This is a genomic window from Pseudomonas sp. MH10 (assembly GCF_034353045.1).
GTDB lineage: Bacteria > Pseudomonadota > Gammaproteobacteria > Pseudomonadales > Pseudomonadaceae > Aquipseudomonas.
The window spans coordinates 5,259,297-5,273,580 of record NZ_CP133783.1; the positions used below are offsets into that span (position 1 = coordinate 5,259,297).

Below are 14,284 nucleotides of genomic sequence, written 5' to 3' on the forward strand. Positions count from 1 at the left end.
AACCGTTCATGAGCGCACCGCGTCATTGCCCGGCTGTATTAATCGCGGCCCCAGCCTCCGGTCAGGGTAAAACCACCGTCACGGCTGCGTTGGCGCGTCTGCACCGCAACCAAGGGCGGACCGTGCGCGTGTTCAAATGCGGCCCGGACTTTCTCGACCCGATGATTCTTGAACGGGCCAGTGGCGCACCGGTTTATCAGCTGGATTTATGGATGGTCGGTGCCGATGAAAGTCGTCGTCTGTTGTGGGAAGCCGCCGGCGAAGCTGACTTGATTCTGATTGAAGGCGTCATGGGACTGTTCGACGGCACACCCTCAAGTGCCGACCTGGCCCGTCATTTCGGGGTGCCGGTATTAGCGGTGATTGATGGCACGGCCATGGCGCAGACATTTGGCGCATTGGCGTTGGGTTTGGCGCGTTATCAACCGGACCTGCCGTTTGCCGGGGTGTTGGCCAATCGCGTCGGCACCGTGCGCCATGCGCAATTGCTGGAAGGCAGCCTCACCGAAGGATTGCGTTGGTACGGCGCGTTGTCGCGGGAAACCGGGATCGAACTGCCGAGCCGTCATTTGGGCTTGGTCCAGGCCAGCGAACTGAATGATCTGGATGCCCGCCTTGATGCAGCCGCTGCTGCACTGGCCAGCACCTGCGAAGTGGCCTTGCCGCCGCCGGTCGAATTCGCGGCCCCCGATCTGGTCGTGATTGAGTCTTCGTTGGCGGGCGTCAGGATTGCCGTCGCCCATGACGAGGCGTTTGCCTTCCTCTATGGTGCCAACCTTGATCTACTGCGAGCCATGGGCGCCGAGTTGTCGTTTTTCTCGCCCATCCACGACACGCAGATTCCGCCTGCCGACAGCCTGTACTTACCCGGCGGCTACCCTGAATTGCACCACGTGACGCTGGGACAAAACCGGCCCATGCTGGCGGCCATTCGTGCGCACCACGTCGCGGGCAAACCCATGCTGGCGGAATGTGGCGGTATGCTTTACCTGCTCGACGCCTTGACCGATGTCGACGGCCAGCGTGCCGAGTTGGTCGGTTTGCTGAGTGGCGAAGCGGTGATGCAGAAACGTTTGGCAGCCTTGGCCTTACAAACCGTCGAATTGCCCGAAGGTGTTCTGCGCGGCCACACGTATCACCATTCGCTGACCAGCACCGAGTTGCAACCCATCGCCCGTGGTGTGAGCCCTAACGGTGGGCGCGGTGCCGAGGCGGTTTATCGTGACGGTCGGATGACTGCGTCTTACGTGCACTTCTATTTCCCTTCCAACCCCCACGCGGTTGCGGCGCTTTTCAAACCATGAATGATCTGGCTTTCAGCCCTGACGAACGTGCAGCGGTGTACCGCGCAATTGCCGAACGCCGAGACATGCGGCACTTCATCGGCGGCGAAGTGGCCCCGCAATTGTTGGCGCGTCTGTTGGAGGCGGCCCATCAGGCGCCCAGCGTTGGCTTGATGCAGCCGTGGCGTTTCATTCGAATCAGCGACCCGCAGTTGCGCACGCGTATTCAGGCGCAAGTCGAGGAAGAACGAATTCGTACCGCTCAAGCCCTGGGCGAGCGCTCGGACGACTTCATGAAGCTCAAAGTCGAAGGCATCAATGAATGCGCGGAAGTCTTGGTCGCCGCGTTGATGGACGACCGCGAACGGCATATTTTTGGTCGACGTACCTTGCCGGAAATGGACATGGCGTCTTTGTCCTGCGCGATTCAAAACCTTTGGCTGGCTTCTCGCGCTGAAGGGTTGGGCATGGGCTGGGTGTCACTGTTCGAGCCACAGGCGTTGGCTGACTTGCTGGGCATGCCGGCCGGGGCCAAGCCGCTGGCGGTTCTGTGCCTGGGGCCGGTGGCCGAATTCTACCCGGCGCCGATGCTGGTCTTGGAAGGCTGGGCGCAGGTACGGCCATTAAGCGAGTTGCTGTATGAAAATCAGTGGGGCGTGACCCGATGAGTGTTGCGTTATTGAGCCTCGCCGGCGTCGCATTGGATGCGCTGCTGGGTGAGCCGAAACGAGCACATCCGTTGGTAGCCTTCGGGCGCTTTGCCGATCGGATTGAGCAACGCTTCAATTCGGCTGGACGTGGCTGGCGCAGCCATGGCGTCACCGCCTGGTTTATCGCGGTGGTTCCACTGACCCTGCTGGCGACAGCGTTAAGTTGGCTGCCCTACGTCGGCTGGCTGGTAAACATTGCAGCGTTGTATTGCGCGCTGGGTTTGCGCAGCCTCGGTGAACATGTCGAGCCGGTGGCCCAGGCCTTGCGCGGCGCCGATCTGGATGAAGCGCGGCATCGGGTTTCGTATTTGGTCAGTCGTCAGACGGCCGAGCTGGATTCAACCGAGGTCGCACGTGCGGCCACTGAGTCGGTATTGGAAAATGGCAGCGATGCGGTCTTCGCCGCCTTGTTCTGGTTTTTGATCGCGGGTGTGCCGGGCGTGGTGCTGTACCGCTTGAGCAATACCCTGGACGCCATGTGGGGGTACCGCAATGAACGCTTTGAGCGTTTCGGTTGGGCGGCGGCGAAAATCGATGACCTTTTAAATTACGTTCCAGCACGCTTGGTGGCGTTAACCTACGCCATATTGGGCAACACCCCACTGGCGTTGCGGTGTTGGCGCGAGCAAGCGCCACACTGGGATAGCCCTAACGCTGGTCCGGTAATGGCCGCTGGCGCCGGAGCGTTAGGCGTAGAGTTAGGCGGGCCAGCGATTTATCACGGTGAGTTACACACGCGTCCACAGCTGGGCAAGGGTGCTCCCGCCGACGCCCAATCAATTGACCGTGGCTGGCAGCTGGTCCAGCGCGGGGTCTGGTTATGGTTGTTGATCGTGTGTGTAGGGGCTCAATTGTATGCTTGAACACGGTGGCCGCTTGAAGCAAGCGGCCGTGCGTTATGGCATCGCCGAAGACAACTGGCTGGACTTGTCCAGTGGCATTGCGCCTTGGCCATGGCCCGTTCCACAAATTCCGACGCGTGCCTGGGCGCGCTTGCCAGAAATCAACGACGGTCTGGAAGCGGCCGCCTGCGCCTATTACGGCGCAGAACAGGTGTTGCCGGTGCCGGGGTCGCAAGCCGCGATTCAGGCGCTGCCGCGTCTGCGTCGTGCGGGCAAAGTCGGCGTGTTGTCACCGTGTTACGCCGAACATGCCGAAGCCTGGCGCAGCAGCGGTTTCTTAGTCCGCGAAATGCTCGAAGACGAGGTGGACTACTTTCTCGACAGTCTTCACGTGCTGGTGGTCGTCAATCCCAATAACCCCACGGGCTTGACCATTGCCCCTGAGCGCTTGTTGGATTGGCATGCACGGCTGGCTCAGCGAGGAGGCTGGCTAGTGGTTGATGAAGCTTTTATGGACAACACGCCGGAGTTGAGTTTGAGCGCCGAGACTTGGCGTGTCGGGCTGATTGTATTGCGTTCGTTTGGGAAGTTTTTCGGTTTGGCAGGGGCGCGTCTCGGGTTTGTGATTGCCGAACCGCAACTGCTGAAATTGCTTGAGCGCCACATCGGCCCCTGGGCCATCAACGGACCGACCCGGGTGCTTGGACAGGCGTGTCTCAACGATGTCGAGGGACACCGTCAGCAACGGTTGCGCACCCAGCAGGCCAGTGAACGGCTGGCCGCGCTGATGACGCAACACGGCCTAGAACCACAAGGCGGTTGTGCGTTGTTTCAGTGGCTCGTGACTCCGCTGGCGGTTTCGGTGCATGAATTCTGCGCAAGCCACGGTGTGCTGTTGCGATTGTTTTTGAACAGTCAAACCCCGCAACACAGCAGCTTACGATTCGGGCTGCCTGCAGACGAAGCGCAATGGCAGCGGCTTGAGCAAGTGTTGAGTGACTACAACAAGGATGGGCAATGACTACGCTGATGGTCCAAGGCACAACGTCTGATGCCGGCAAAAGCACGCTAGTAACGGCGTTGTGCCGCTGGCTGACCCGCCAGGGTGTCAGGGTGGTGCCGTTCAAGCCGCAGAACATGGCGCTCAACAGCGCAGTGACCGCCGACGGCGGCGAGATTGGCCGCGCCCAAGCGGTGCAGGCGCAAGCGGCAGGCCTTGAGCCGCACACCGACATGAATCCGGTGCTGCTCAAACCTAACAGCGACACCGGCGCACAGGTAATCATTCACGGGCGAGTGGTCACCACCATGAACGCGGTGGCGTACCACGGCTATAAAGAGATTGCGATGCAAGCGGTGTTGGCCTCGCATCAACGGTTGAGCGCGGCGTACCCGGTGGTGATGGTCGAAGGCGCGGGGTCGCCGGCTGAGATCAATTTGCGTGCCGGTGACATCGCCAACATGGGCTTTGCCGAAGCGGTGGATTGCCCGGTGTTGTTGATCGCTGACATCAATCGCGGCGGAGTGTTTGCCCATTTGGTGGGCACCCTGGAGCTGCTGTCTCCCAGCGAACAAGCACGGGTCAAAGGTTTCATCATCAACCGCTTTCGCGGCGACATTGCGTTACTGCAACCGGGTCTTGACTGGCTCCAAGCCCGTACCGGAAAACCGGTAGTGGGGGTTTTGCCGTACATCATGGACCTGCATCTGGAGGCCGAAGACGGCCTCGATCAGCGCCAGACCGAGAAAGCCGAGCAGGTGCTCAATGTGGTGGTGCCGGTGTTACCGCGCATTAGTAACCACACTGATTTCGATCCGTTGCGCCTGCACCCACAGGTCAATTTGCAATTTATCGGTCCCGGCCAAGCCATCCCCCCTGCGGATTTGATCATCCTGCCGGGCTCAAAAAGTGTGCGCAGCGATCTGGCTTATCTGCGCAGCCAGGGTTGGGACACCGCCATCGCTCGTCATTTGCGTTACGGCGGCAAAGTGATGGGTATTTGCGGCGGGCTGCAAATGCTGGGTCAGGACATACAGGATCCGCTGGGTCTGGAAGGTGCGGCAGGGACCAGCGCCGGTTTTGCCCTGCTGGACATCAGCACGGTATTAGAAGAAGAGAAACAACTGCGAAACGTGCAGGGTCGGCTTGTGTTGGAAGACGCGCCGGTCAGCGGTTACGAGATTCATGCCGGGGTGACCCGTGGCACTGCGTTGGAGAATGCGGCGGTGCATCTGGATGACGGCCGTCCCGATGGCGCACAGAGCGCAGACGGGCAAATTCTAGGCACATACTTGCACGGCCTGTTCGAATCGCCGGCCGCGTGCAGCGCGTTGTTGCGCTGGGCCGGTTTGCAGAATGTGCAGCAGGTAGATTACCACGCCTTGCGCGAGCGCGATATCGAGCGCTTGGCGGATCTGGTGGAAAACCACCTGGATGGCACGCTGTTACGCCAGTTGTGTGGTCTGACCCATTCTGTTGAGGAGGTCAGCTGACATGCTGCAATTGATACTCGGTGGCGCACGTTCCGGCAAAAGTCGTTTGGCGGAAGGGTTAGCGGCTGACAGCGGCCTGGAAGTTACGTACATCGCCACCAGCCAACCGCTGGACGGCGAGATGAATCAGCGCATCGCCCTTCATCGTCAGCGCCGCCCCGAACAATGGCTGTTGATAGAAGAGCCTGTCGAGCTGGCTCGGGTGTTGCGAAATAACGCCAGTACCGACCGGGTGTTGTTAGTCGATTGTCTGACCCTGTGGTTGACCAACCTGTTGATGCTCGAAGATTACGAACGTCTGGCCGTTGAGCGTGAGGCGCTGTTGAGCTGCCTCGCCGAACTGCCAGGCGACATCATTTTTGTCAGTAACGAAACCGGGCTCGGCGTTGTGCCCCTCGGTGAACTGACCCGGCGTTATGTCGACGAAGCCGGCTGGCTGCATCAAGCCTTGGCCCAGCGTTGTCAACGCGTGGTGTTGACCGTTGCTGGCTTGCCCCTGACGTTGAAAGGATCCGCATTATGACTATCTCCTGGTGGCTCAAGCCGGCACAGGCAATCAATGTTCAGGCGCGCGAACACGCCCTGGCACGTCAACAGCAACTGACCAAGCCGGCCGGTTCTCTCGGTCAACTGGAGCGTGTCGCGGTGCAACTGGCCGGTCTGCAAGGGCGAGCCAAGCCTGCCGTCGATAATCTGTGGATCGCCATTTTTGCTGGCGATCATGGCGTCGTGGCTGAAGGCGTGTCTGCGTTCCCCCAGGAAGTCACTGGGCAGATGCTGCACAACTTTGTCACCGGCGGCGCGGCAATCAGCGTGCTGGCGAAACAGTTGTCAGCGCAGCTGGAAGTCGTGGATTTGGGTACGGTTGCTCCGATGAACCTGCCCGGTGTTCGCCACCTGAACCTGGGTGCGGGCACCGCAAACTTTGTTGAAGGTCCTGCCATGACTGAGGCCCAAGGCCTGCTGGCATTGGAGGCCGGACGCGACAGCGTGCGCCGAGCCGTGGCGTCCGGCGCTGAGCTGTTTATTGGCGGCGAGATGGGCATCGGCAACACCACGGCGGCCAGTGCGTTGGCGTGCCTGTTGTTAGAAAGCCCGGCCAGTCTGTTGGTCGGCCCCGGTACCGGTTTAAACGCGGCGGGCGTCACCCATAAATCATTGGTGATTGAGCGTGCGCTGGCCTTGCATGCCGAGCACGCCAGTGACCCGCTGTACGGTCTGTTTTGTGTGGGCGGTTTTGAAATTGCTGCGTTGGTCGGCGCGTATCTGGCGAGTGCCCAAGAGGGTGTTGCGGTATTAGTGGACGGCTTTATTTGCAGCGTCGCGGCGCTGGTCGCCGTGCGTTTGAATCCGTCGTGCCGCGATTGGTTGTTTTTTGCTCACCGCGGCGCCGAGCCCGGCCACCGCCATGTGTTGGAAGTGTTACAGGCCGAACCGATGCTTGACCTCGGCTTGCGCTTGGGCGAAGGCAGCGGTGCAGCGGTGGCGGTGCCGTTGCTGCGTTTGGCCTGTGCACTGCACAACGGCATGGCGACTTTCGCCGAAGCGGCAGTGGCGGACCGCCCGGCATGACACTGCGCCTGGATGTGCTGCGACATGGTGAAACCGAGTTGGGCGGCGGCCTGCGCGGCAGTCTGGATGACGCCCTGACCGACACTGGTTGGGCGCAGATGCGCTCGGCGGTAATCGCAGGTGGGCCTTGGGATCGGGTGGTGAGTTCGCCCTTGCAACGCTGCGCACGCTTTGCCGAAGAGCTGGTTGAAACCTTGTGCGTGCCACTTCAACTGGAAGCCGATCTGCAAGAGCTGCATTTTGGCGAGTGGGAAGGGCGCAGCGCAGCGCAGTTGATGGAAACCGACCCAGAAGGGTTGGGATTGTTTTGGGCCGATCCCTACGCCTTCACGCCGCCGAGCGGTGAACCTTTGCTGGCGTTCTCTGCGCGGGTGCTCGGGGCTGTAAGCCGTTTGCATCAAGCTTACGCCGGCGAGCGTGTATTGCTGATCAGTCACGGCGGCGTCATGCGCCTGTTATTGGCCCAAGCGCGGGGGCTACCGCGCGAGCAGTTGCTGCAAGTCGAGGTCGGTCACGGTGCGCTACTGACGATTCAAGTACATGCTCAAGGCGTGCTGAGCGAATGAATTTGTTGCCGCTGTGGATCGCCCTACAATTTCTTAGCAGCCTGCCAATTAGCTTGCCCGGCATGCCGAAACCTGAGGAATTAGGCCGTTCATTGTTGTTCTATCCGCTGGTGGGTGTCCTGTTCGGTCTGTTGCTGATGGCCCTAAACAGTCTCTTGGCCGGTACGCCGCTGATGTTGCACGCCGCACTGCTACTGACCGTTTGGGTCCTGCTCAGCGGCGGCTTGCACCTCGACGGCCTAGCTGACAGCGCGGACGCCTGGCTAGGCGGTTTCGGTGACCGTGAACGCACCTTGAGCATCATGAAGGACCCTCGCAGCGGACCGATTGCCGTGATTACGCTGGTGCTGGTGCTGCTGCTGAAATTCTGCGCACTGTTGGCGTTGATCGAAAACCATCACAGCGCGGGCCTGTTGCTGGCTCCGGTTATCGGCCGCAGCGCCATGCTCGGTCTATTCCTCGGCACGCCGTATGTGCGGGCGGGCGGGCTAGGGCAAGCATTGGCCGATCACCTTCCCCGCACGCTGGGCAGACAGGTGCTGTTGATCACGGCGGTGGGCTGCGTATTGGTGGCGGGGATGAGTGGCGCTATTGCACTGCTGACGGCGGGCGTCTGCTTCTTCTGGCTGCGGCACCTGATGCTGCGTCGGCTCGGTGGCAGCACGGGCGACACCGCCGGCGCGCTGTTGGAATTGCTGGAAATGGCGGTTCTGGTGGCGCTGGCGTTGGTTTGACATCCTTGCCTCGTTACCCCCTGCGCAACGCCTGCGTTAGGCCGCCTGGTTTCACGGGGCCTCTTTGCGCAATTTGATATTCGATTCACTGGCGGTCTATAAGCGGACGACTATCTGAACCAACTTGTTGGGGGCAGTTCAAAACCGTGGGACCGAATTTATTCGGGAAGGGTTCAATCCTGACACCTTGCAACCTCAAACCACACAAAGTGCCACCCAGTTTGCTGCGCGAGACAGCGCGGCGTCGAAGACGTGGCGGAGCCTCCTACAGGAGTTATTGACACCCCCCTACAACCACCGGTAATTTCTCGCGCTTGCCTTGCGGGCATATGAGCCTAGTTAGTTGCGGAGAATAAAAATGACATCGGTCTGGCGTAACAGTGGGTGGATTTTGCTCGGGAGCGCGCTGATTCTTGCGTTGTCCTTGGGCGTGCGGCACGGTTTTGGTTTGTTTCTGGCACCAATGAGTGCGCAGTTCGGCTGGGGTCGCGAGGTTTTTGCGTTCGCCATCGCGTTTCAAAACTTGATATGGGGCTTGGCCCAGCCCTTTGCCGGTGCGCTTGCCGACCGTTTTGGCGCGTCGAAAGTGGTATTTATCGGGGGCGTGCTCTACGCGTTGGGATTGGCTTGCATGGGTATGGCCGATTCGCCACTGTCGTTATCGTTGAGCGCAGGTTTACTGATCGGTATCGGTTTGTCCGGCACCTCGTTCTCGGTGATCCTCGGGGTGGTTGGTCGAGCGCTACCCGCCGAAAAACGCAGCATGGGCATGGGCCTCGCCAGCGCGGCAGGTTCGTTTGGTCAATTCGCCATGCTCCCTGGAACCCTTGGCCTGATTGGTTGGCTCGGGTGGTCCACGGCGCTGTTGGCGCTGGGCCTGCTGGTGGCCTTGATCCTGCCGTTGGTGACCATGCTCAAGGATGTCCCATTGCCCAAGACCGGTGGCGAGCAGACCCTGCGCGAAGCGTTGCACGAAGCCTGCACCCATTCAGGCTTTTGGCTCTTGGCCCTGGGATTTTTCGTCTGCGGCTTCCAAGTGGTATTTATCGGCGTGCATTTGCCGTCTTACCTGGTTGACCAACACTTGCCCGCCAAAGTTGGCACCACGGTGCTGGCGCTGATTGGCTTGTTCAATGTGTTCGGCACCTACCTTGCCGGTTGGCTCGGGGGCCGCCTATCCAAGCCGCGATTGCTGACGGCTCTTTACCTGCTCCGGGCCGTGGTGATCACGGCGTTTGTGTCGGTGCCGGTGACCGAAACCACTGCGTACTTGTTCGGTGTCGCCATGGGGCTTCTTTGGTTGTCCACGGTGCCGCTGACGAACGGTACCGTTGCGACCTTGTTCGGCGTGCGTAATTTGTCGATGCTCGGCGGTATCGTCTTCTTATTCCACCAACTGGGTGCCTTCCTTGGCGGCTGGTTGGGTGGCGTCGTGTATGACCGCACCGGGAGCTACGATTTGATTTGGCAAGTCTCGATTCTGCTTAGTGTGTTGGCCGCTGCCTTGAACTGGCCGGTGCGCGAGCGCCCCGTGGCGCGGTTGCAAGCAATGGGCACTGCGGCGTGAACAGCGTCTGGCCGTGGATCGGTGGCATGACCCTTGGGGTTTTGCTGCTGGCGTTAGTGTGGTGGGGTTGGCAGCGTGTAGGCTTGGGCGCGCTGCAACTGGGGATGAGCCTGTGCTAGGCAGGTAGGGCGCCGAGGAGTATTTTGTTTTTCGAGCACATTGACCCTACGATGCACGGGATGCCGTCATGACAATTCGTTGGTTTTCAGTTCCTGTATTGCTGTTGGCCATTGCTGGAACAGCACTGGCTGCCGAATGCCCGCCGCTGTTGCAGGGTGAGTTACCGAAGCTGCGCGCTAAAGAAAATATCGACCTGTGCAAGCGTTTTGAGGGCAAGCCGCTGGTGGTGGTGAACACTGCAAGTTTTTGTGGTTTTGCGCCTCAGTTTAAAAGCCTTGAGGCGTTGAATCAGCGCTACAAATCCCAGGGTCTCGAAGTGATTGGCGTGCCATCAAACGACTTCAAGCAGGAGTCTAAGGACGGCGCCGAGACCGCCAAGGTTTGCTACGTGAATTACGGCGTGACCTTCACCATGACCGATCCGCAAACGGTCAAAGGGCCTGACGCAACGCACCTCTTCAAAGTGCTGGCTGAACAAAGCAGCGCGCCGCGTTGGAATTTTTATAAATACGTCATCGACCGTCAGGGCCGGGTGATCGCGAATTTTTCCAGCCTGACCAAGCCGGATGACCCCGCGATGATTACCGCCGTCGAGCAGGCCATCGCTTCCAAGCCGTGAGCCAAGCCAAATCGAAGCGATAAAAAAGCCCCACTGCCATCGCTGGCGGTAGGGCTTTTTCGTATTCGTCTGGCAGGCTTTTCAGCCTGCCGCGAACGGGCGCATCAGAAGCGGTAGGTTACAGACGAACCGAAGCCGTTGGCGCTGTTGTGGTACGTGGCGTTGTAGGGCGCGCCCTTACCGGTGTCGTTGACCGACACGCTTTCTTCTTTCAAGTAAGAATAAGCGACGTCGATAGTGATGTGATCGGTTGGGCTCCAGCCAGCGCCCAAGCTGAATATGCGGCGGTCACCCGTTGGAATCCGCACCGAACGATTAAGGTTGTTGGTAGGCGATTGGTCAACCGAGAAACCGGCACGCAGCACGATCTCTTTGTTCAACTGGTACGAAGCACCGATGGCGTGAGCCCAGGTGTTATGCCAGTTTTCTGGCTCGCTAATCGTTCCAAGAGGACCGCCGTTACCGCCCAGCTGTGCTGGAACACCTTCGTTATTGACGGTGATGTCTTTGAGGCGGCTCCAACGTGTCCAGGTGCTGCCCGCGTACACAGTCCAGTCTTGGTTAAGCTTCTGGGTGATCGAGAAGTCAACCGATTCTGGCGTGGTCAGATCCAGGCCGCCGTCGAACTTTAGGCCGTTAGGGCCGAAATTCGCGCCAGAGTACTTGGTGTTACCTTCCAGGCCGTAGCTAACCTTGGAGTGGTAGGTCAAGCCCAGGTTCGTGGTCGCAGTCGGCGTGACGAGGATACCGACGTTGTAACCCCAGGCGTTGTCGTCACCATTGATGCGCGCTTTGCCATCGTTGGTGCCGGCAGGATTCAGTTGTATGGCCGAGGTCAACTCACCTTTGATGTGGTTGAAGGTCGGACCTATACCGATCGACACGTAGTCGTTGAATGCATAGCTGACGGTAGGTTGAACCGTGATGACCGAGACCTTGCTCTTGTCACCGTAGTAGCGACCCTGGAAGCTTTTTTCGTAGTCGGTGACTAGGCCGAACGGTGCATAGATACCCAGACCAAAGGCCCAGTGCTCGTCGATGGGTTTGACGTAGTAGCCAAAAGGCACAACGGTGACTGGAACCATGTCACCATTGTTCGTGCTGCCAGGTTGGCCGCTGGTGTGTTTGAGGTCGGTGCTGGCATCGATAGCAGCCGCTCCCACGCTGATTTGTTCGCGCTTGATCTTCGACATACCGGCCGGGTTACCGACAACGGTGCTCGCATCCTCGGCGGAGGACGAGCGTCCAGCGAAGCCGGTTCCCATCCCGCTAACGCTTTGTTCGTTGAGTGCAAAGCCGCTTGCGAAGAGCTGGGTGGAGATAAGGCCTACAGCGAGGCTAAGTGTGGTCTTGAGCATTACTTTTTTCATTATTAGAACTCCGTGTTGATCACCGAGCGGAAATTACCAAGATTTTCGCCGCAGCGCCATAGCCTGAATTGCCCGAGATAGAGCCTTTTTGTAGGACAATTTGCCCAAACTGCATTGATCTGCAGTGAATCCGTGCAGTCGACTGAGATTTCAAGCAAGTTGCTGACGTCTAGTTACACAATTTTGCCAAGCCGCTGCAAAATCGCGCAAACGACCTTGGGGTTGGAAGGTTTGCCGCCAGATTCTGGCCATGCCCAATACATCGCTGGTGGCGGGCAGCGGCGACCCTTGGGCCTCGATGAGTAACCAAGCGATGGCGGTGGCATAACGCAGATTGACGGTGAGTTCGAGGTGGGGACCTTTGAGAAACGCGTGTTGGCTGGCAAGGCCGCGAACCAGGCTGGCGCGGTCCGGGTCTAGCGCCAAGTAATTGTCCCAAAGCTGTTGATGGCGTAACTCGGTGATGCGGTAGAGCCCGTGACCTCGACGGCTGTCCAGCGCGTCGCCCAGCGCGGATTGGCTGGCGGCGATTCCAAGTAGCAAGTATTCGGCAGTGGGGCTATGGCAACCGAGATAGATCAACGTCGGACGGATAACATGGCGGCTCAACTCACTGGCAGCGATTCCCATAAAGCCCTCTTGGCATCCCTGGAATACGTGATGACCGGCGCGGCTCAGGTGCTTGGCAGCGGTGAATCGGATAGAGCCCGCCGGAAGCAGCTAGGGGCCGCTTAGTTGAAGTGTAGTGTCATATTTCGCGTGTAACGGACTGTTTTTAAAATATTTGTTGCCACCAAAATCCCTTGATATATCCCTTGGGACTTAACCAGCACCGTTGAGCGCATAGAAACGCAAGGGCGGCAGTTGGAATTGCCCTGGAAGATCGCGGCCAATAAAAAGCCCCGCTTTGAGGGCGAGGCTTTGTAAATGAGCGCTTCAAACAGCGAAGGGCATCACTCCATCAGGCAACCAGTGCCTGACGAGTGCGGTCGATCACGGCTTGCAGCGGTTCGGCGCTGGAATACTGATCGGGGTACAGGCGTTCGCTGTGACGAGCGATACCGTGTTCGTTGACGATGGTGAAGCTGAAGCAGCCTTTGCGAGCGGCCATGATTAGGCAATTCATCGGAGCAAAAGCGTTAGTCAGGGTGCGGATGGCGTCCTGGGTCTGGGTATGAGTGGTCATGGTTGGGTGTTTCCTAACAAGCGACACAGCATAAAGCCGTGTAAAAATAAAACGTTCCAGTAAACGCGGGCCCGTGCTTCAAATGCAACGTGGCTGGGCGAGTAACCTGACTGGAACAACGCAGACAGTTGGAGCGCGCTCAATCGTATGGCGCTCGGGCTGACCGGTAGGTACTTAGGAGGGCAGGCGGCACAACAATGGCAAAGGTTCGACGCCAGAGGTGGAGATCCTGATCAATTTGCAGGCTGGTTCAATCAGTGCATGAGAGCTGCTAACACCCTTCCCGTTATTGAGGAAGGCAGTGTATCGAGTTCATGCCTGGAAACCATCGAGGTGGTCGATCCCTTTTTTTCGGCAATGTTTTTCGCATTCTAAACGCGTTTGCCGGGGGAATTGTTCGACCAGAATTGACTTTCAGCTTGGTACTAACGGCGGCAATGCTAACGGATTGAATCGTTAAAGGGAAGGGCAACCGTACAAATAATGCGAATGAGGTTTTCCGTGCCTTCCTGCGCTCAATAGAATCCGAGACGTCGCCAAGCAGGCAGAGGAACCTTCCTGGCTATAAAACTGCGTCTTTATAACTATCCGTAATTGACTTGTACACATGGCCGCCTCCCTCGGTCTGGTCTTCATGACGCGAAAGGGCCGACGTGTGATTTTTTCGCGTGAATAATTAAGTCAATGAAAAATATCGTTTTTTTTCACTGGTGAAAAAATCGTCAGTTTGAACGCAGGCCCCATTCCACTTGCGTTTGCGACAGTTCAAGGTGGGTTGTCCACTGAGTTATCCACAGCTTCTGTGGATTGTCCCAAGCGCTTGCTCTAGCTCGGGGGTGCGGCGATTATTTTTGGCAAAATGGCATTATTCGAATTGGGAAATTCTTTCTTACTCAAGAAATAGCTATAACTTTCCGCTATTAATCTGTTGGCATATTTACGTGCGCACGCCCTGTGCGGGCTGGTCGGGATGCGCGCTTCACTCCGTTGAAAAATAGGGTAGAGTCGCGCGCCTTTATTAGCGCCCGTTACGGGTATGGACCTGCCACTTCTGCGACCGACGGGTATCATTACCGGGTTTGTTCGATGATGGTGTTTGGGAGTTCTTATGGCATTGGACCTGACCAGCGTATTGCTTGGCCTGGGTGTGGCGGCGTTGCCGTTGTTGGCACTTGTGTGGCAACTGCAACGGCGGCTGGCGCAACAGCGTGCGCAGGCCGCC

At 58.6% G+C, this 14,284-nt stretch carries 15 protein-coding genes; 12 read left to right on the forward strand and 3 right to left on the reverse strand.

What is annotated here, in order from left to right:
* The first annotated feature begins 8 nt into the window (after window positions 1-8).
* The 12 genes from RHM59_RS23795 (at window position 9) to RHM59_RS23850 (ending at window position 10,506) form a co-directional block, all read left to right on the forward strand.
* A complete protein-coding gene (locus RHM59_RS23795) occupies window positions 9-1,304 on the forward strand; it encodes a cobyrinate a,c-diamide synthase (protein ID WP_322285555.1) in 1,296 nt (431 codons plus the stop codon).
* Window positions 1,301-1,951, forward strand: a complete 651-nt coding sequence (gene bluB / locus RHM59_RS23800) for a 5,6-dimethylbenzimidazole synthase (protein ID WP_322285556.1) — start codon at window positions 1,301-1,303, stop codon at window positions 1,949-1,951. Before RHM59_RS23795 ends, bluB begins: the two co-directional genes overlap by 4 nt.
* The gene (gene cbiB / locus RHM59_RS23805) at window positions 1,948-2,856 is read left to right on the forward strand and encodes an adenosylcobinamide-phosphate synthase CbiB (protein ID WP_322285557.1); all 909 of its coding nucleotides are present in this window, start codon (window positions 1,948-1,950) and stop codon (window positions 2,854-2,856) included. Before bluB ends, cbiB begins: the two co-directional genes overlap by 4 nt.
* On the forward strand, window positions 2,849-3,856 hold the full coding sequence (gene cobD, locus RHM59_RS23810; protein ID WP_322183446.1) for a threonine-phosphate decarboxylase CobD: 1,008 nt from the start codon (window positions 2,849-2,851) through the stop codon (window positions 3,854-3,856). The genes cbiB and cobD overlap by 8 nt, the downstream gene beginning before the upstream one ends.
* A complete protein-coding gene (locus RHM59_RS23815) occupies window positions 3,853-5,328 on the forward strand; it encodes a cobyric acid synthase (protein ID WP_322285558.1) in 1,476 nt (491 codons plus the stop codon). Before cobD ends, RHM59_RS23815 begins: the two co-directional genes overlap by 4 nt.
* A 1-nt stretch (window position 5,329) precedes the next feature.
* The gene (gene cobU, locus RHM59_RS23820) at window positions 5,330-5,851 is read left to right on the forward strand and encodes a bifunctional adenosylcobinamide kinase/adenosylcobinamide-phosphate guanylyltransferase (RefSeq protein ID WP_322285559.1); all 522 of its coding nucleotides are present in this window, start codon (window positions 5,330-5,332) and stop codon (window positions 5,849-5,851) included.
* Complete coding sequence (gene cobT / locus RHM59_RS23825; RefSeq protein WP_322285560.1) at window positions 5,848-6,900, forward strand: nicotinate-nucleotide--dimethylbenzimidazole phosphoribosyltransferase; 1,053 nt, start codon at window positions 5,848-5,850, stop codon at window positions 6,898-6,900. Before cobU ends, cobT begins: the two co-directional genes overlap by 4 nt.
* Window positions 6,897-7,466, forward strand: a complete 570-nt coding sequence (gene cobC, locus RHM59_RS23830) for an alpha-ribazole phosphatase family protein (RefSeq protein ID WP_322285561.1) — start codon at window positions 6,897-6,899, stop codon at window positions 7,464-7,466. The genes cobT and cobC overlap by 4 nt, the downstream gene beginning before the upstream one ends.
* Window positions 7,467-7,468: 2 nt before the next feature.
* Window positions 7,469-8,200, forward strand: a complete 732-nt coding sequence (locus tag RHM59_RS23835; protein WP_322286751.1) for an adenosylcobinamide-GDP ribazoletransferase — start codon at window positions 7,469-7,471, stop codon at window positions 8,198-8,200.
* Window positions 8,201-8,558: 358 nt separating this feature from the next.
* Window positions 8,559-9,767 (forward strand): MFS transporter, encoded by a 1,209-nt coding sequence (locus RHM59_RS23840; protein WP_322285562.1) that lies wholly within the window; start codon window positions 8,559-8,561, stop codon window positions 9,765-9,767.
* Window positions 9,764-9,886, forward strand: coding sequence for a hypothetical protein (locus tag RHM59_RS23845; RefSeq protein WP_322286758.1), 123 nt, complete (start codon window positions 9,764-9,766; stop codon window positions 9,884-9,886). The genes RHM59_RS23840 and RHM59_RS23845 overlap by 4 nt, the downstream gene beginning before the upstream one ends.
* A gap of 68 nt (window positions 9,887-9,954) precedes the next feature.
* Entirely contained in the window at window positions 9,955-10,506 is a 552-nt protein-coding gene (locus RHM59_RS23850; RefSeq protein WP_322183454.1) for a glutathione peroxidase, read from the forward strand.
* Window positions 10,507-10,610: 104 nt separating this feature from the next.
* Here the strand turns inward: RHM59_RS23850 and RHM59_RS23855 are convergent, their stop codons facing one another.
* The 3 genes from RHM59_RS23855 to RHM59_RS23865 form a co-directional block, all read right to left on the reverse strand.
* The gene (locus RHM59_RS23855; RefSeq protein WP_322165611.1) at window positions 10,611-11,876 is read right to left on the reverse strand and encodes an OmpP1/FadL family transporter; all 1,266 of its coding nucleotides are present in this window, start codon (window positions 11,874-11,876) and stop codon (window positions 10,611-10,613) included.
* A gap of 150 nt (window positions 11,877-12,026) precedes the next feature.
* Entirely contained in the window at window positions 12,027-12,506 is a 480-nt protein-coding gene (locus RHM59_RS23860; protein ID WP_322165610.1) for a hypothetical protein, read from the reverse strand.
* Between the two features lie 331 nt (window positions 12,507-12,837).
* Entirely contained in the window at window positions 12,838-13,062 is a 225-nt protein-coding gene (locus RHM59_RS23865) for a hypothetical protein (RefSeq protein WP_322165609.1), read from the reverse strand.
* Window positions 13,063-14,284: the final 1,222 nt, after the last annotated feature.